Source organism: Parafrankia discariae (assembly GCF_000373365.1).
GTDB classification, from domain to species: domain Bacteria; phylum Actinomycetota; class Actinomycetes; order Frankiales; family Frankiaceae; genus Parafrankia; species Parafrankia discariae.
The window spans coordinates 274,970-291,773 of the sequence record NZ_KB891219.1; the positions used below are offsets into that span (position 1 = coordinate 274,970).

16 protein-coding genes are annotated in these 16,804 nt (G+C 72.9%); 10 read left to right on the forward strand and 6 right to left on the reverse strand.

Annotated features, from left to right (window positions below; all coding sequences use genetic code 11):
* Positions 1-207 precede the first annotated feature (207 nt).
* The 5 genes from secG to B056_RS0118270 all read left to right on the forward strand — a co-directional run bounded on the left by secG (position 208) and on the right by B056_RS0118270 (position 4,934).
* The gene (gene secG / locus B056_RS0118250; protein WP_018503306.1) at positions 208-438 is read left to right on the forward strand and encodes a preprotein translocase subunit SecG; all 231 of its coding nucleotides are present in this window, start codon (positions 208-210) and stop codon (positions 436-438) included.
* Positions 435-2,240, forward strand: a complete 1,806-nt coding sequence (locus B056_RS0118255; protein WP_018503307.1) for an ABC transporter substrate-binding protein — start codon at positions 435-437, stop codon at positions 2,238-2,240. Before secG ends, B056_RS0118255 begins: the two co-directional genes overlap by 4 nt.
* A gap of 263 nt (positions 2,241-2,503) precedes the next feature.
* Positions 2,504-2,845, forward strand: a complete 342-nt coding sequence (locus B056_RS0118260; protein ID WP_020572567.1) for an RNA polymerase-binding protein RbpA — start codon at positions 2,504-2,506, stop codon at positions 2,843-2,845.
* 30 nt (positions 2,846-2,875) lie between these two features.
* Positions 2,876-4,429 (forward strand): serine/threonine-protein kinase, encoded by a 1,554-nt coding sequence (locus B056_RS0118265; protein ID WP_018503309.1) that lies wholly within the window; start codon positions 2,876-2,878, stop codon positions 4,427-4,429.
* 115 nt (positions 4,430-4,544) lie between these two features.
* The gene (locus B056_RS0118270; protein WP_026239844.1) at positions 4,545-4,934 is read left to right on the forward strand and encodes an SHOCT domain-containing protein; all 390 of its coding nucleotides are present in this window, start codon (positions 4,545-4,547) and stop codon (positions 4,932-4,934) included.
* A 111-nt stretch (positions 4,935-5,045) separates the two neighbouring features.
* Here the strand turns inward: B056_RS0118270 and pgl are convergent, their stop codons facing one another.
* The 4 genes from pgl to tal all read right to left on the reverse strand — a co-directional run bounded on the left by pgl (position 5,046) and on the right by tal (position 9,753).
* Positions 5,046-5,858, reverse strand: coding sequence for a 6-phosphogluconolactonase (pgl, locus tag B056_RS0118275; RefSeq protein WP_230203059.1), 813 nt, complete (start codon positions 5,856-5,858; stop codon positions 5,046-5,048).
* The gene (locus B056_RS0118280; protein ID WP_018503312.1) at positions 5,855-6,877 is read right to left on the reverse strand and encodes a glucose-6-phosphate dehydrogenase assembly protein OpcA; all 1,023 of its coding nucleotides are present in this window, start codon (positions 6,875-6,877) and stop codon (positions 5,855-5,857) included. Before B056_RS0118280 ends, pgl begins: the two co-directional genes overlap by 4 nt.
* A 34-nt stretch (positions 6,878-6,911) precedes the next feature.
* Positions 6,912-8,444 carry a glucose-6-phosphate dehydrogenase gene (zwf, locus tag B056_RS0118285; protein ID WP_020572569.1) on the reverse strand — a complete coding sequence of 511 codons (1,533 nt, stop codon included), beginning with the start codon at positions 8,442-8,444 and terminating at the stop codon, positions 6,912-6,914.
* Between the two features lie 199 nt (positions 8,445-8,643).
* Complete coding sequence (tal, locus tag B056_RS0118290; RefSeq protein ID WP_018503314.1) at positions 8,644-9,753, reverse strand: transaldolase; 1,110 nt, start codon at positions 9,751-9,753, stop codon at positions 8,644-8,646.
* Positions 9,754-10,611: 858 nt separating this feature from the next.
* Here tal and B056_RS0118295 point away from each other — a divergent pair.
* The 4 genes from B056_RS0118295 (at position 10,612) to B056_RS0118310 (ending at position 13,954) form a co-directional block, all read left to right on the forward strand.
* Positions 10,612-11,592 (forward strand): heme o synthase, encoded by a 981-nt coding sequence (locus B056_RS0118295; protein ID WP_018503315.1) that lies wholly within the window; start codon positions 10,612-10,614, stop codon positions 11,590-11,592.
* A gap of 184 nt (positions 11,593-11,776) precedes the next feature.
* Positions 11,777-12,352, forward strand: coding sequence for a TIGR03086 family metal-binding protein (locus tag B056_RS39545; RefSeq protein WP_084647182.1), 576 nt, complete (start codon positions 11,777-11,779; stop codon positions 12,350-12,352).
* 133 nt (positions 12,353-12,485) lie between these two features.
* On the forward strand, positions 12,486-12,932 hold the full coding sequence (locus tag B056_RS0118305) for a MerR family transcriptional regulator (protein ID WP_018503317.1): 447 nt from the start codon (positions 12,486-12,488) through the stop codon (positions 12,930-12,932).
* Positions 12,929-13,954 (forward strand): SDR family oxidoreductase, encoded by a 1,026-nt coding sequence (locus B056_RS0118310; RefSeq protein ID WP_026239845.1) that lies wholly within the window; start codon positions 12,929-12,931, stop codon positions 13,952-13,954. Before B056_RS0118305 ends, B056_RS0118310 begins: the two co-directional genes overlap by 4 nt.
* 45 nt (positions 13,955-13,999) lie before the next feature.
* Here the strand turns inward: B056_RS0118310 and B056_RS0118315 are convergent, their stop codons facing one another.
* Together B056_RS0118315 and tnpA are read right to left on the reverse strand one after the other, a co-directional pair.
* The gene (locus tag B056_RS0118315) at positions 14,000-15,019 is read right to left on the reverse strand and encodes a COX15/CtaA family protein (protein WP_154677097.1); all 1,020 of its coding nucleotides are present in this window, start codon (positions 15,017-15,019) and stop codon (positions 14,000-14,002) included.
* A gap of 121 nt (positions 15,020-15,140) precedes the next feature.
* Complete coding sequence (tnpA, locus tag B056_RS0118320; protein WP_026239846.1) at positions 15,141-15,557, reverse strand: IS200/IS605 family transposase; 417 nt, start codon at positions 15,555-15,557, stop codon at positions 15,141-15,143.
* A gap of 22 nt (positions 15,558-15,579) precedes the next feature.
* Between tnpA and B056_RS0118325 the strand changes: the two genes are divergently transcribed.
* Positions 15,580-16,785 (forward strand): RNA-guided endonuclease InsQ/TnpB family protein, encoded by a 1,206-nt coding sequence (locus B056_RS0118325; protein ID WP_018503321.1) that lies wholly within the window; start codon positions 15,580-15,582, stop codon positions 16,783-16,785.
* Positions 16,786-16,804 lie beyond the last annotated feature (19 nt).

A 16,804-nucleotide genomic window follows, 5' to 3' on the forward strand; every position in this document is an offset into this window, starting at 1 on the left:
CCGGGGTGTGCCACATCGGTGACCGGGGTGGCGTCATGTACGTTTGCACGATCGTCGAGTCGCCCGATCGGGTGTGACGGTATGGGCCCACCAAACGTTGTTGGAAAGGCGGAGGAGGTGCGTAGGACGGTGGCGACGCTCCGCTGGGAGGCTCGACCCGGCCACCGGGCCGCCTGCCACGTCCCCGAGGAGCGGGAGCTGGTCTAGATGACGGTCGGTCTGTCGATCGCCCTGATTGTCGCGAGTGTGCTGCTGGTGCTGCTGGTGCTGTTGCACCGGGCCAAGGGCGGTGGTCTGTCGACTCTGTTCGGGGGCGGTGTCTCCTCGTCCCTGGGGGGGTCGTCCGTGGTCGAGAAGAACCTCGACCGCCTCACCGTCGCGGTGGCCCTTTTGTGGATCACCTGCATCATCGGTCTCGGTCTGCTCCTGAAGAATTGAACGCCCCGTCTGCGGGGCGGCGTCCCGGGCCTGCCCGGGGAATCGCCGCCCTGCTCACCGCCCTGCTGGCCACGGTCGCCCTGCTCACGGTCGCGGGGTGCAGCGGCGACGCCGACCCGACGCCGGGTCCGATGGCGGCCAGCCCCACCACGCCGCCGACGACCGCCCCACCGCTCGACAAGCCCGGCGGCACGCTGCGCCTGCTGACCGGGCGGATGCCGACCGGTGACCCCGGGTGGGCCGACGAACCGGGGGAGCGGGCGTTCGCCCGGCTGGTGACCCGTCAGCTCTACAGCTACCCCGCCGACCCCGACCCCGCCAGGTCGACGATCCCGCGCCCCGACCTCGCGGCCGGCGCCCCCGTGGTGACCATGGGCGGCACCGTCTACACCGTGCGGCTGCGCTCGGCGGCCCGGTGGAACACCCCCAACCAGCGTCGGATCACCGCGACGGACGTCGCCCGCGGCCTCAAGCGGATGTGCGCGCCGCCGTCACCGTCGCCGCTGCGGGGGTACTACGCGGCGACGGTCGTCGGTTTCGCCGAGTACTGCGCTCAGCTCGCCGTGGCCCCGGTGGCCGACGCCCCCGCGCTGATCGAGAGCGGCACCGTCCCCGGGATCGAGGTCATCGGCGACGACACCCTCGCGTTCCACCTGATCAAGCCGGTCAACGACTTCGTGGACGTGCTGGCCCTGCCGGCCAGCTCACCGGTGCCGCTGGAGGCCCTGGCCTACCCGCCGGACTCCCAGCAGTACCTCGACAACCTGATCTCCGACGGGCCGTACCGGTTCGTGTCGGAGCCGGGCGGTGGCTACCGGCTGTCCCGCAACCCGGCCTGGAGCGGATCGTCGGACGGCATCCGGCGGGCGCTGCCCGACCACATCACCGTCACCGACGGTCTCGACCCGGCGACCATCACGGCGCGCATCGAGGCCGGCGACGCGGACATGGCCCTCGGCGGCGACATCCCGGTAGACGACCTGACCCGACTCGTCGAGGGCACCGACGACCGGCTCGTGGTCGCCCCGACCGGACCGGTCGTCGCCCTCGTCGTCGGGCTCAACGGGCCGTCCGCGGCGGCGCTGCGCGACCAGCAGGCCCGGGAGGCGCTGGCCTACTGCATCGACCGGACGGCGGTCGCCGCGGCGCTGGGCGGCCCGATCCTCGCCACGGCGACGGCCCAGCTCCTGCAGCCGCCGATGACCGGCTACGAGGTGTACAACCCCTTCCCGGCCGGGGACGGCGCGGGGGACGCGCGGCGCTGCGCCGACGGCCTGGCGAACAACCCGGGCGGGAAGGTGACGGCGCTGTCCCTGCTGACGACGGACAGCGCCATCGACACGGCGGTGGCCGAGGCGCTGCGCGCCGCGTTCGCCCGCGCCGGCATCCGGCTCGACCTGCGCATCCGCACCGGCGCGCAGTACACGGCGGCCGCGTCGACCCCGGGCGGGCAGTTCTGGGACCTCGCCCTGACCACGATCACCCCGGCCTGGTTCGGCGACGCCGGGCGGACCGTCTACGAGCCGCTGCTGGACGAGAGCTGGGTGGGCGCCCGGCCGGCCGACGGCGGCTATCGCCGTCCCGACCTGCTGGCCCGCTACGAGTCCGCGGTGACGGCCTCCTCCGAGGACGACGCCGCCACGGACTGGGCCGGGCTGGAGCGGACGGTGCTCAACGACGCCGCGATCGTGCCTCTCGCGGTCACCCACACGCCACGGCTGCGCGGCGCGGCGGTGCAGGCCTTCACGATCGTGCCGTCGCTGGGAACCGCCGATCCCACAGCGGTTTCGCTCGGTCCCTGAGGGTCTCCGGACCGGCGGCGGGATCAGCCGCACACCCGTGAGGGGGCCCCTAGGGGCCCCCTCACGCATTAGGAAGCCCCGGTGAGGGTGGTCGGTGCAACCCGTGGTGGACCTCCCGGCCTACACTCCGGACAGACGCGCTCGACAAGTGCCGGGGGGCACTGAGGACGTCTACGGTGGCGGTTCGGACGTGGGTGGTCCGGCCGCGGGGGGCCGACCGCCGAGCTACCACCCATGGGACGAGACGAAGGAGTACGCGGGCCGTGGCAGGTGGCAACGCCATCCGGGGGAGCCGGGTCGGGGCGGGACCGATGGGGGAGGCCGAGCGGGGCGAGACCGCCCCTCGGCAGCGGATTTCCTTCTGGTGCGCCAACGAGCACGAGACGAAACCGGCCTTCGCGGCCGACGCCTCCATCCCGGACACGTGGGACTGTCCGAGCTGCGGCTTCCCGGCCGGGCGGGACCGTGAGAACACGCCCGCCCCGCCGAAGACGGAGCCGTACAAGACGCACCTCGCCTACGTGCGGGAGCGTCGCAACGAGAAGGACGGCGAGGCGATCCTGGCTGAGGCACTGGCCAAGCTGCGGGGCGCGCCGGTCAACTGACCGGGCGCTTCGCGGGGCACCGGGCCGGCGATGCCGCGTGACGGCGGTCCGTCCGCACTGGGCGACTCTCCGGACGGGCCGGTCCTCGGCCCGTCCGGACCAGCCCCGGCGACCGGTTCCGCCGGATTGACCGGCCCTGCTGGATCGATCGGCCCCGCTGGATCGATCGTCGCCGGCCGGCTTGTCGCCGGCCGCTACCGGCTGATCGAATGCATCGGCGCCGGCTCGATGGGCACGGTGTGGCGCGCCCTCGACGTGCTGCTGCGGGCCGAGGTGGCCGTGAAGGCCATCTGGATCGGCGGACGCGCGGGCCCGACGGGTCCGGCTGGCGCCGACCCAGAGCGGCTGGCCGCGGCCGTGCGCGAGGCCCGCAACGCCGCCCAACTGCGGGCGAACCCGCATGTGGTCTCGGTGACCGACGTCATCCAGGACGGCGGCCTGCCGTGGATCGTCATGGAACTGGTCGCCGCCACGTCGCTGGACGCGGCCGTCCGCCGCGCCGGACCGCTACCGCCGCGCCGGGTGGCCGAGATCGGGCTCGCGGTCCTGGACGCGCTCATCGCCGGCCAGCGGGTCGGCCTCCTGCACCGTGACGTGAAGCCGTCGAACATCCTGCTCGCCGACGACGGTCGGGTGCTGCTCACCGACTTCGGCATCGCCACCAACGTCGCGGACACGACCGACGCGGGCGCGAGCGGCAGCGCGGGAACCCCCGCCTACCTCGCGCCGGAACGGATCACCCGGGGCCCGGCGTCGCTCGCCGCCGACCTGTTCTCCCTCGGCGCCACCCTCTACTTCGCCGCCGGCGGCAGCCCGCCGTTCGCCCGGGAGACGGTGCCGCTCACCCTCGGCGCGGTCCTGCACACGGATCCACCGGTGCTGACGGACACCGACACACTGTGGCCGGCGATCGGCGGTCTGCTGGTCAAGAACCCGCAGGCGAGGCTGAGCGCGGAGGGCGCGAAGGTCCTGCTCACCCGGGCCCTGCGGCTGGCTCCCGGCGAGCAGGGACCGCCGCCTGCCACCCGGCCACCGCGGCGGCGGACAGCCAGCCCGCCGCCGCCCGCCCCGCCGCCGCCCGCCCCGCCGCCGCGTGCTCCGGTGCCGCTACCGGACGGCCCGCGGCGGCGACGTCCCCTGGTCGCGCTCGCCGCCCTGGTGGGACTCGTGCTCGTCGTGTCGGCGGCCGGGCTGCTCTGGGCCGCACGGGACAAGCCTCTGCCACCCGCGGCCGACCCGCCGGCCACCGTCGACCTGCTGCCGGACGGCATGGCCGGCACGTGGACCGGAACGGTGACCCAGGGCCCGATCGAGTTCGGGGTCGAGATCGTGCTGCGGCGCGGCGGGATCGGCGAGACCGTCGGCGACAGCGACTATCCGGCGGACGGCTGCGCCGCGCGGCTGCGGCTGCTGGAAGCCGGTGCGGACCGCGTCACCGTCCAGGAACGGCTGTTCCACTCGGGCGCGCTGTGCCGCGGCGCCGAACGGCTCGTGCTGGCGCTGCGCCCCGACGGGCGGCTCGCCTACACCTTCCCCGCGACGAACATCAACTCCACGGGCACCGGCGTCCTCAGCCGACGTTGACCGGCGAGGCCGACGCCGAGCGGTTCACCCCCGGTGGGTGAGCGCGGCGGTGCGCCGCGGCGCCGGGAACGGGTACGAGTCGGGTCTCGCCGACAGATCGGTGAGAGGAGGAATGGTGGACCCCGACTTCCCGCTGCTCAGCGTCTTCCTTTACATGCTGTGGTTCTTCTGTTTCGTGCTGTGGCTGTGGCTGCTGTTCGCGGTGGTCACCGACGTCTTCCGCAGCCATGATCTCTCCGGCTGGGGCAAGGCCGGTTGGACGGTGCTGATCCTCGTCCTGCCGCTGGTCGGAGTGCTGGCCTATCTGATCATCCGGGGCAGCTCCATGCACGAGCGGCAGGCCCGGCAGGTGGCCTCGCAGACCGACGCGTGGCGGGCCGAGGTCCGCGCGGCCGCCGGCCGGCCGAGCACCGCCGACGAGCTCGGCCGCCTCGCCGATCTCCGCGACCACGGCGTCATCAGCACCAACGAGTTCGAGCGCGAGAAAACGAAGATCCTGGCCTGAGTCAGCGTCCGCCCCGCCCGGGGTCCCGGGCGACCAGAGCCTCCCGCGGGGGTCGCGCCTGTCCGCGACCCCCGCGGGAGTCCGCCGTGTCAGCTGCGGGAGCCCGCCGGCTCAGAGGCGGGACGCGGCGGCGCGGTCCACCAGCCAGAGCGTGCGTTCCCGGCCCACCGCGCCGGCGGCCGGGAAGGTCACCCGGTCCGCGCCGGGCTTCAGCGCGTTCGCCACCGCCTCGGCCTTCTCCTCCCCGGCGACGATCACCCAGACCTCGCGGGCGGCCCGCAGGGCGGGGAAGGTCAACGTCACCCGGGTGGGGGGCGGCTTCGGGCAGTCCCGGACGGCGGTCACCGTCTCGGTGGCCACAGCGGCCGGCGAGTCGGGGAAGATCGACGCGACATGCGTCTCCGGGCCGAGCCCGAGCAGCAGGACGTCGAACGCCGGAACGGCGGAACCGGACCCCGCCCGTGCGGCCCGCGCCGCGAGTGCCGCCGCGTACGCCGCGGCGGCCGCCTCGGGCTCGGCGACACCGCCACCATCGCCGCCACCGCCACCCGCTTCCGCGAGGTGGCCCATGGGGAAGACCCGCGCCGGGTCCACCGGAACGTGCGCGAGCAGCGCCTCCCGGGCCTGCTGGTCGTTGCGGTCGGGGGAGTCCGCCGGCACGAAGCGCTCGTCGCCCCACCAGACGTCCACCCGGGACCAGTTGACCGCGTCGGCCGCCGGGCTGGTCCGCACGGCACGCAGCAGCGCCACCCCGATGCCGCCACCGGTGAGCACCAGGGAGGCCTCGCCGCGCGCCCCCTGCGCGTCCACCAGCGCGGTGATGAGCCGTGCCGCCGCCGCGCGCGCGAGCACGCCGGCGTCCGCGTGGACGACCACCCGGGGTGGTTCCGGAGCGGGGCCGCCGGCGGACACGGGCGGCGTCACGACGCGGCGGGTGGGATCGGCGCGGGTGGGGTCGGCGCGAGTGCCGCCTCGGAGCGCTCCAGCGCCGGATCGCGCCAGATGTGCTCGCGGTGCAGCGGCCGGCTGTTCAGATCCGGGACGCCGCTCCAGGCCGAGAGTGCCTCGGCGTACACGCTGTCGTCGTCGAGGCGGCGCAGCTCCTCCGCGAGGAGGTCACCCAGCCCTCGTTCGGGCAGCGGGAGCACCCGGGTCGGGTAACCGGTGCGGGTGATGCCGGCCGACCGGCTGTCGGTGCGGGCCAGCGAGAGCTCGCCGTCGCCCACCGCCAGGCGGACGCTCTGGATGCCCTTCTTGCCGGGCGCGTCGGTGATCGTCACCGGGACCCGCAGCTTCGCCTGCAGCCAGCCGGCGAACAGTCGGGCGCTGGGGTTGCCCGGCTCGCTGACGACCGTGGCCGGCCCGACCGGCTCGGAGACCTGGTCGAACGCGGCGGCCAGCAGGGTGCGCCACCCCGAGATGCGGGTCCAGGCCAGGTCGGTGTCGCCGGGGACGAAGTCCTCGGCCCGCTGCAGCAGCGCGGCCAGCGGGTCGTGGGCGGCGTAGGTCCCGGTGACCCGCCGGTCGGCGAACACACCCAGGGGGTCGTAGGCGATCTTCTCCGGGGGAGCGTCGTACCACCAGGTGACCACGGGCGCGTCCGGCGCGAGCAGTGGGAGCACCACCGACTCGGCGTGCAGCGCGAGCCGGCCCGACATCCGCATCACGACGGCCTCGCCGGGCCCCAGCCGGCCGCCGATCGACACCTCGGCGTCCAGCCGCGGGTGCGGGGAGTCGATCTGGCGGCGGACCACTATCAGCAGCCGGCACGGGTGGGCGGCCGCGGCCGCGGTCGCGGCGCTCTCCGCCTGGCTGACGTGCTGTTCGTCGACGACCACCACGAGCGTCAGCGCCAGGCCGAACGCGAGCGCGCCGGCGGCCCGCCGTTCGGCGGACAGCGCCTTGACCACCGCCGATCCGGTGGTGTCCCACAGGGTGGTCATGACGGGCTCCTTTCGGCGTGGCTCGGGTAGCGGGTCATGGCCGGCGCCACCGGCGGCCGTCCCGGGCGAGCATGTCGTCGGCCGCGGCCGGGCCCCAGCTGCCGGCCCGGTACGTGTGCGGCTTCGTGCTCAGCCAGAACTCCTCGAGCGGGTCGATGATCCGCCACGACTCCTCGACCTCGGCGTTGTTCGGGAACAGCGTCGCGTCGCCGAGCAGGACGTCCAGGATCAGGCGCTCGTAGGCCTCGGGCAGCGCCTCGGTGAACGCCTCGCCGAACAGGAAGTCCATGGCGACGTCGCGCACCTCCATCGCCGAGCCGGGGACCTTCGAGCCGAAGCGCAGCGTGACGCCCTCGTCCGGCTGCACCCGGATCACCAGCTGGTTGTTGCCCAGCTCGGCGGTGTCGGTCTCGTCGAACGGCAGGTGCGGCGCCTTGGTGAAGGTGATCGCGATCTCGGTGACCCGCCGCGGCAGGCGCTTGCCCGTCCGCAGGTAGAACGGCACGCCGGCCCAGCGCCGCGTCTCGACGCCGAGCTTCACCGCGACGAACGTCTCCGTCGTCGAGTCCGCCGGGATGTCGGCTTCCTCCAGGTAGCCCTGGACCCGCTCGCCGGCGAGCCAGCCCTGCGAGTACTGCCCGCGCACCGCGAAAGTGGCGTAGTCGTCGGGCAGCGACACCGCCCGCAGGACCTTCAGCTTCTCGATGCGGATGGTGTCCGCGCCGAAGCTGACCGGCTCCTCCATCGCGGTGAGCGCCAGCAGCTGCAGCAGGTGGTTCTGCAGGACGTCGCGGGCCGCGCCGGTCTCGTCGTAGAAGCCGGCCCGGGTGCCGATGCCGACGTCCTCGGCCATGGTGATCTGCACTGAGTCGACGAAGTGGGAGTTCCAGATCGGCTCGAACAGGGTGTTGGCGAACCGCAGGGCGAAGAGGTTCTGAACCGTCTCCTTGCCCAGGTAGTGGTCGATGCGGAAGACGTCGTCGGGAGTGAAGACGTCATCGACGAGCGAGTTCAGCTCGCGCGCGGACTCCAGGTCGTGCCCGAACGGCTTCTCGATGACGACCCGGCGCCAGCCGCCCGCGGCCTCGTTGGAGGCCAGGCCCGTGCGCTGCATCTGCTTGAGGACGACCGGGAAGGCCGTCGGCGGGATGGACAGGTAGAACGCCGCGTTGCCCCGGATCCCGTGGCTCTGCTCCAGGTCGGTCAGCAGTGAGGCGAGGCCGTCGAACGCGGCGTCGTCGGAGAACGAGCCCTGGCAGAACCGCAGCGAGCCGGCGAGCCGCTCCCAGGTGTCCTCCCGGAACGGTGTCCGGGCGCCGTGTTCCGCGGACTCGCGGGCGAAGGCGGCGAACTCGTCGTCGCTCCAGTCCCGGCGGGCGAAGCCGACCAGGACGAAGCCCGGCGGGAGCAGCCCCCGGTTGGCGAGATCGTAGACGGCCGGAATGAGCTTCTTGCGGGCCAGGTCACCGGTCGCGCCGAAAACCACCAGCGCGCTGTTGTCCGGCAGCCGCGGCAGCCTCCGGTCCCGTGGATCCCGCAGTGGGTTGCCACTAGCGGTGGACGCCACCCGTTCCCCCTTCACAGTTCGTGGTGCTCGCGCACGGTTCGTGGCGCTCGCGATTCATGGTGACCGCGGCCCGTGTCACCGCCGGTCGGCCCCCCTGATACTCCCGCCCGCCGGCCCGGTCTGCCCAGGCGGGATGGCGCGGCCGGGCAGCCAGGTCGGACGGACGGGTCGGGCGGACGGGGCCGGACCGGCGGATCGGTCAGGACGCGGCGGAGCCGAGCTGGTCGCGGATGGTGTCGAGGAGCTGGTTCCAGGAGTCCTCGAACTTGCGGACGCCCTCGACCTCCAGCACCTCGACGACGTCGGCCATGTCCACCCCGAGCTCGGCGAGCCCGGCCATGACGGCCCGGGCGTCCTCGTAGTTGGGCGTGATGGTGTCGCCGGGCACGACCCCGTGGTCGGCGAACGCCTCGAGGGTCGCCTCCGGCATCGTGTTGACGGTGCCCGGGGCGATCAGCTCCGTCACGTAGAGCGTGTCCGAGAGCTCCGGGTCCTTGGTCGACGTCGACGCCCACAGCGGGCGCTGGGGCTTCGCGCCGGCGGCGGCGAGCCGCTCCCAGCGCGGCGTGCTGAAGACCTTCTGGTACAGCTCGTAGGCGAGCCGGGCGTTGGCGATCGCGGCCTTCGAACGCAGGGCCTCCGCCTTCGGGGTGCCGATCTTCGCGAGCCGGCCGTCGACCTCGCTGTCGACGCGGCTGACGAAGAAGGACGCGACGGAGGCCACGTCGGAGATGTCCCGACCGGCGGCCAGGGCCTGCTCCAGGCCGGTCATGAACGCGTCCATGACGGCCTCGTAGCGGTCCAGCGCGAAGATCAGCGTCACGTTCACGCTGATGCCCTGCGCCAGGGTCGCGGTGATGCCCGGCAGGCCGGCCTTCGTCGCCGGGATCTTGATGAACAGGTTCGGCCGGTCGACCGACCACCACAGGGCACGGGCCTCGGCGACCGTGCGCTCGGTCTCGTGCGCGAGCCGCGGGTCCACCTCGAGGGAGACCCGGCCGTCCACGCCGGAGCTGGCGTCGTAGGCGGGCCGCAGGATGTCGCAGGCGTCGCGGATGTCCGCCGCGGTGATCGCGCGGACGGCCTCGCCCACGTCGACCCCGCGAACGGCCAGGTCGCGGAGCTGCTCGTCATAGGTCTCACCGCCGCCGATGGCCTTCTGGAAGATCGTCGGGTTGCTGGTGACGCCGACGACGCTGCGGGTGCGGGCGAGCTCGGCAAGGTTGCCGGTCCGGATCCGCTCGCGGCTGATGTCGTCCAGCCACACCGCCACGCCGGCAGCTGACAGGTCGGACAGGGGCTTGCTCATCGGACGTAATCCTCTCCGCGGCCGTGTCGTCGCGCCGCAGTGGTGCGTCGGTGCAGTGGTCCGTGGGTGGGCTTGGTCCGTGGGTGGACCTGTCGTTCGGGGCATCCCCGTCGGGCACTGGCGTCGCCGGTCCCGCTGATCGTCGGGTGCGCTGATCGTCGGGTGGGCCGGCGCGTCGTCGCGCCGCCCACGATGGGTGGCCGTCCCCCACAATGATCGCACCCGGTCGGACGGCCCCCCGCCGCCGCGGCACGGTCCGGTGCGGCGGACACGGGCGTCCCGGCCGAAATCGTCACTGCCCTCGCGCCGCCTTCCTTACTGCTTATGGCGACCGTGCCAGATGTCCCTGCCTTCGGCCCTACCCGCGGGCGTGATCCTCACCCCAGTGTCCGTGCCCGAGTGGCACACCGGGAACGTGCCGAAGAACACTGGCTTTCCGCCGGCCCACCGCCCGCCCACCACCGGCCCCCGGGACCGCCGACGTCACGGTCCGGCGCCGTGGCCGGCGGCGGGGCCCGTGGGCTGCGCACCGCAAGCCCGGCGCCCCCGGCGGACGGCGCCCACACGCGGGGTGGGAGCGCCGTCGGGACGCAGCCCACGCGCACTGGCCGGCTCCCGGCAGCTAGACTCCGACACGTCGTAGAACACCACCCACGCCCTCTCTCGGGCACCGTCCCGCGCGGTTCGCTGGATGACCGCGCCGATCGCGAGGTCGTTCTGTCTCCCGAGGCCGTTGTTCGCCACCGGCAGGGCTTGCCCCGCCGCCCGGTGACGTCGAGCGGTGGCCGTCCGGCCACGGCGGGACCTGCCCCGCGGGCCATTCCCGCCGCGGGCGCGGGTCAACCGCCGAGTGTCGCCGTGACCTCCGCCGCCGTCCCGGTACCCGCCGTCCCGGTACCCGCGGCGCCGGCCGCCGGGGCGGAGCCGTCCGGTGATGTCCTGGTCGTTCCCCGGGGCCGACTGGCCCGGGCGACCAACCGGGCCCGGTCCTACATAGCGCTGATGAAACTGCGGGTCGTGGAGCTGCTCCTGGTCTCCACGGTGCCGGTCATGCTCCTCGCCGAGCGCGGGATGCCGTCCTGGTGGCTGATCGCGGTGACGCTGCTCGCCGGCACTCTCTCCGCCGGCAGCGCCAACACGATCAACTGCTATGTCGACCGCGACATCGACCAGCTCATGGGTCGGACGAAACGCCGCCCGCTCGTCCGGGAGGTCGTCGAGCCCGCCCAGGCGCTGCGCTTCGGCATCGCCCTGGGCATCATCTCGACGCTCATGTTCGGCCTGCTGGTCAACTGGACGTCGGCCGTGCTGTCCGTCGGGGCCATCGCCTTCTACGTCTTCGTCTACACGCTCGGCCTCAAGCGGCGCTCCCCGTCGAACATCGTCATCGGTGGCGCGGCGGGCTGCTTCCCGGTGCTGATCGGCTGGTCCGCGGTGACCGGCACGGTCGGCTGGCCCGCCGTGCTGCTCTTCGCGGTCGTGTTCTTCTGGACGCCGCCGCACTTCTGGGCGCTGGCGATCCGCTTCAAGGACGACTACGCCGCCGCCGGCGTCCCGATGCTCCCCGTGGTGGCCACGCTCGAGGTCGTCACCCGCCGCATCCTGGCCTACTCCTATCTGATGGTCGCGGTGTCCCTCGCCGTCGCGCCGGTGGCCGACATCGGCCTGGTGTACCTGGTCCCGGCGGTCCTGCTCGGCGCCTGGTTCGTCGCCGAGGCCCACCGGATGGCCGCCCGGGCCAAGCGTGGCGACGAGATCAGCCCGATGCGTCTGTTCCACATGTCCATCACGTACCTGACCCTGCTCTTCGCGGCCTTGGCCGCCGCGGCGCTGCTCTGACCCCGGTACCGCTGTCAGCCGACTCCCGCCCGTCACCCGCACCCGGGGTGACGGGCGTCGTCGGTTCGAGGGGCCTGGCCGGTACCGCCTCGTCCCGCCCTCGCCGAACGGCGCGGCTCCGTCGGCCGCGGCGGCGGATGGTTCCAGCCACGCTGTTCGGCAGGGCGCGATGTAGAACACTGCTATGTCACTACGTCACAGGCCGATATCCGACAGTTTCCGACAGTCCGTCGAGGTCTTCGGTGGACGGTTGGACGCGGCCGACCCGGCAGCGCTGGCGGGTCCGTCCCCGTGCGAGGGGTGGACGGGGGCGGATGTCGTCGCGCATGTCGCCCGTAACCTCCTGGGGTTCTCGGAGGCTCTGCGGGGCGGCGACTACCGTGTCGCGGACAGCCCGCCGGGCCTGGATCCGCGTCAGGCATGGGTACTCGCTCGGGACCCGGCCCTGGCAGACCTCGCCGGCTCCGAGGCGCGAGGAATAACCGCCATGCGGGTGCGGGTCGGACAGGAGATGGTCGCCGCCGAGTTCCTGCTGGTCGCGCTCGTGCGGGACGTGACAATCCATACCTGGGACCTCGCCCGCGCGGTCGGCGGGGACGACCGGCTACCAACCGATCTGGTGGAGGCCGTCCTCGCGGACATGCCCGCGATCACCGATCAGATGCGGGCGTCGGGACGCTACGGCCACATCATCCCGATACCGCGGGAAGCCGGAGCGCAGGAGCGCATGCTCGCTCTCGCGGGCCGGGCGGTGCGCTGACACCCTCGAACATCCCGGCTCTGCCGAACAGCCCGGCTGGGATCCGGTACCGCCCAGCTCCGACCCGGCAGCTGGTCGGTCGCGCTCGGCGCGAGCTTGACTTGAAGCGCTTGAGGTTCGTCAGCCTGGAGCCATGACGGAGACGGACGTGCGGATGATGCTGACGATTCAGGAGGTGTCGCGGCGGACGGGGTTCACCGAGCCGACGCTGCGCTACTACGAACGGGTGGGCCTGTTCGGCCCGGTGCCGCGGGACGAGTCGAGCGGGCACCGCTGCTACGACCCGCGGCTGGTGGAGACGATCGAGTCGCTCGCGTGCCTGCGGACCAGCGGCATGTCGATCGAGGACATGCGTCGCTACCTGCGGCTGCTGCCGCGCGGCCGGGAGGCGGCGGCGGAGCAGCGGGCCCTGTTCGCCGGCCACGCGGCGCGGGTGGCCGACGAGATCGCCCGGCTCGAGGTCCGGCTTCGCTACCTGCGCGCCAAGGCCGACCTGTGGGCCGCCCGGGACCGCGGAGACCTCGCCGCGGAGCTGCGTGCCGTGGACGTCGCCACCGACGCCGCGGGGAAGCTGCGATGAGTGGGCCGCGGGTGCTGGTGACCGGCGGCTCGGGTTTCGTGGGAGCGCACACGATCGTCGCGCTGCTCGCCCGGGGCCACCAGGTTCGCACGACGGTCCGATCATGGTCGCGGGTGGACGACGTCCGGGAGATGGTCACCCGCGGTGGGGCCGAGCCGGACGATCGGTTGACCTTCGCGCTCGCCGACCTCACCCGGGACGGCGGTTGGGCCGAGGCGGTCGCGGGCTGCGAGGTGGTCCTGCATGTGGCCTCACCGTTCCCGGGCGGACCGCCGGAGCACGAGGACGAGCTGATCGTTCCCGCTCGCGACGGCGCGGTGCGGGTGCTGCGCGCCGCGCGGGACGCCGGGGTGCGCCGGGTGGTGCTGACCTCGTCGTTCGCCGCCGTGGGGTACAGCCCCAAACCCGGGGGAGCGGCCTACACCGAGGACGACTGGACCGATCCCGCCGAGCCCGGCCTCAGCGCGTACGTGAAGTCGAAGACCCTCGCCGAGCGGGCCGCGTGGGACTTCGCGCGGCGCGAGGGCGGAACGCCGGAACTCGCGGTGATCAACCCGGTCGGGATCTTCGGGCCGGTGCTGAGCGGGGACTACGCCAGCTCCATCGACCTGGTGCGGGGCCTGCTCGCCGGTGCCATGCCCGCCATTCCCCAGCTGTTCTTCGGGGTCGTCGACGTCCGCGACGTCGCCGAGCTGCATCTCCTGGCCATGGACAGCCCGGCCGCGGCGGGCCAGCGGTTCCTCGCCGTCGCCGGTGCCGAGTACAGCCTGCCCGCCATCGCCCACCTGCTACGCGACCACCTGGGCGCCGAAGCGGCCCGGGTACCGACCCGGGTGATCCCCGACGAGCCCGGCGCCCCGCCGCGCAACGGGACACCCAGGGTGGGCACGCACAGGACGATCTCGAACGCGAAAGCGCGACGACTCTTGGGCTGGCAGCCACGGACGAACGAACAAACGGTGCTCGCCACCGCCCGCAGCCTCCTCGACCTCGACCTGGTCGATCAGCCCGCCACGTCCTGACCGACGGGCGTTCCGGTTCCGCGGAACACCATGATCGATTCCTGGTCAGTCGGTGGCGAGCTGGTGGGTGCCCGTCCAGGCGTTCTCGCCTGCCGCAGGGCGTTCGCTCATGGCCAGCCACAGCTGGACGGTGACGATCCACATGAGGGTCGCGCCGGCCATGTGCAGGGCGACGAGCAGCGGCGGGATGCCGGCGAAGTACTGGGTGAAGCCGATCGCGGCCTGGGCGACGACGGTCAGCGCGAGCGCGTTGGCGCTGCGGCGGGCCTCCGCCGGGGCGGATGTCAGCCGGACGGCGAAGATCATGGCAATGGTCAGCCCGGTGAGAATCATCGCGCCGTCGGCGTGGAGCTGGGCGACGTTGACGATGTCGAAGCCGAACCGCTTCGTCTCCGCGCTGTCGCCGCTGTGCGGGCCGGTGCCGGTCACCACGGTGCCCAGGACGAGCACCCCGCCGGCCACGGTCATCAGCAGCCGGGCGAGCCAGAGCAACTCCGGGCGGACCGCCGGCGGGGTCGGGCCGGCGCCCTGCCGGGCCCGCCGGTGCAGCGCGACGGCGTTGAACAGCAGGACCATCGACAGCAGGAAGTGCGCGGCGACGGTGGCCGGGTGCAGCTTCACCAGCACGGTGATCCCGCCGAGCACCGCCTGGCCGACGAAGCCGAGCCACAGGCCGAGGGAGAGCAGCAGCAGGTCCCGGCGCGGCTCGCGCAGCCGTCGGGCCGCCAGTGGCAGGGCCAGCACGACTAGGCCGACGACGATGCTGATGACGCGGTTGCCGAACTCGATGGCGCCGTTGAGCGCGTACGCCGAGTGTGGGGTGAACGAGCCGTCGCCGCACTGCGGCCAGGTGGGGCAGCCCAGCCCGGAGCCGGTCAGTCGGACGGCGCCGCCGGTCACCACGATCGCGGCGAGCAGCAGGACGCTGGCGAGGGTGAGCCGGCGGAACGCGCGCAGCCCGATCACCGGCAGCCGGCCGGCGGGGCCGGCGGCGGTGTCCGGCCGGCTGGCGCCGCTCTCGCGAGGCTTGCTCCGACGATCGGTAGAAGTTGGCATCGCGGTCATAGTAATCCGCCCGAGTCGGTGGCAAGGGGTGCGCGCCGCCACTACCGGGGTGGCTCGGCACCGGCACGGCCACCGGCACGCCGGCCGGCTGCTCCCGGCCGGCGGCTACCGAGATACGGCCCTAGACCGGACGGGCCTGCTCCTCGATGTACCGACGGAGCATGTCGAGCGGGGCGCCGCCGACGGAGCCGGCGAAGTACGACCCCGACCACAACCGCTGGGCGCGCCAGTAGTGCTGGATCAGCTCAGGGAACTCCTGGCGCATCCGCCGCGACGACACCCCTTTGAGGCTGTTCACCAGCCGGGACACGGCGACCTTGGGCGGGAAGTTCACCAGCAGGTGGACATGGTCACGTTCGCCGTTGAACTCGACCAGCTCGGTCTCGAAGTCGACGCAGACCGACCGCATGATCTCTTCCATCCGAGTCAGGTGCCGGTCCTCGAACACCTGATGCCGGTACTTGGTGACGAAAACCAAGTGGGCATGCATCGCAAAAACGCAGTGCCTGCCAGTACGTACACCAAGATCATCAGTCATAGGCCAATGCTAGACTGAATCGGTGCAGCTCCGGTACAGCTTCCGCTTGTACCCGAGCGCCGGTCAGCGCGAGTCGCTGGCGCGGGCGTTCGGGTGCGCGCGGGTGGTGTACAACGACGCCCTGCGCGCCCGGGAGACCGCCCGTACCGCCGGGCTGGCGTTCCCGAAGATCGGGGGCCTGTCCAAGCTGCTGATCACCGAGGCGAAGAAGACCCCGCAACGGGCGTGGCTCGCCGACGTGTCCGCGGTCGTGCTGCAGCAGTCCCTGCGGGACCTCGACGCGGCTTACCGGAATTTCTTCGACGGGCTGAAGGGCAAGCGCCCGCGGATGGGCGCGCCCCGGTACAAGTCGAAGCGGGACAGCCGCCAGTCGGTGCGTTTCACCGCGAACGCCCGCTGGGCCATCACCCCCGGTGGGAAACTCCGACTCCCGAAGATCGGGGATATCGCGGTGCGCTGGTCACGCCGGCTGCCGTCCACCCCGGCGACCGTGACGGTGGTCAAGGACAGCGCGGGCCGGTACTTCGCGTCCTTCGTCGTGGAGACCCGCCCGGAACCAGTCCTCGCCCAGGCGGGTCGCGAGATCGGCGTCGATCTCGGGCTGACGCATTTCGCGGTCCTCTCCGACGGCACGAAGATCGCATCCCCTCGGTTCCTGCGCCGAGCGGAGAAGCGGCTGAAGAAGACGCAGCGGGACCTGTCTCGCACACAGAGGGGCTCCCGCAACCGGGCGAAGGCACGGGTCAAGGTCGCCCGTGCTCACGCCCGGGTCGCCGACGCGCGGCGCGAGTTCCACCACCAGCTCTCCACCGGGCTGATCCGCGAGAACCAAGCGGTCGCCGTGGAAGACCTGGCGGTCAGGGGGCTCGCCCGTACGAGGTTGGCGAAGTCGGTGCACGACGCCGGCTGGTCGGCGTTCGTCGCCATGCTGGAGTACAAGGCCGCCCGGTACGGGCGGATGTTCGTCCGGATCGGCCGGTTCGAGCCGACGTCGCAGGTGTGTTCGGTCTGCGGGGTGAAGGACGGCCCGAAGCCGCTCGCGGTTCGGGAATGGACATGTACGGCCTGCGGGTCGACGCACGACCGAGATGTGAACGCGGCGGTCAACGTCGCGAAGGCGGCCGGACTGGTCGTGTCAGCCCGTGGAGCACGGGTAGGACCGGCACCCGTGCCGGCACCGCGCGGCGAAGCGGGAACCCACCCGACGCTCACCCCCACCGGGGCGTAGCAGACGGGAATCTCCGCCC

What these genes read in the sequence shown, in the direction of transcription:
- secG (WP_018503306.1), top strand. Translation starts at nt 208, where the DNA reads ATGACGGTCGGTCTGTCGATCGCCCTGATTGTCGCGAGTGTGCTGCTG.
- B056_RS0118265 (WP_018503309.1), top strand. Translation starts at nt 2,876, where the DNA reads ATGCCGCGTGACGGCGGTCCGTCCGCACTGGGCGACTCTCCGGACGGG.
- B056_RS0118280 (WP_018503312.1), bottom strand. Translation starts at nt 6,877, where the DNA reads ATGACCACCCTGTGGGACACCACCGGATCGGCGGTGGTCAAGGCGCTG.
- tal (WP_018503314.1), bottom strand. Translation starts at nt 9,753, where the DNA reads ATGAGCAAGCCCCTGTCCGACCTGTCAGCTGCCGGCGTGGCGGTGTGG.
- B056_RS39545 (WP_084647182.1), top strand. Translation starts at nt 11,777, where the DNA reads ATGTCACTACGTCACAGGCCGATATCCGACAGTTTCCGACAGTCCGTC.
- B056_RS0118305 (WP_018503317.1), top strand. Translation starts at nt 12,486, where the DNA reads ATGACGGAGACGGACGTGCGGATGATGCTGACGATTCAGGAGGTGTCG.
- B056_RS0118310 (WP_026239845.1), top strand. Translation starts at nt 12,929, where the DNA reads ATGAGTGGGCCGCGGGTGCTGGTGACCGGCGGCTCGGGTTTCGTGGGA.
- B056_RS0118315 (WP_154677097.1), bottom strand. Translation starts at nt 15,019, where the DNA reads ATGACCGCGATGCCAACTTCTACCGATCGTCGGAGCAAGCCTCGCGAG.
- tnpA (WP_026239846.1), bottom strand. Translation starts at nt 15,557, where the DNA reads ATGACTGATGATCTTGGTGTACGTACTGGCAGGCACTGCGTTTTTGCG.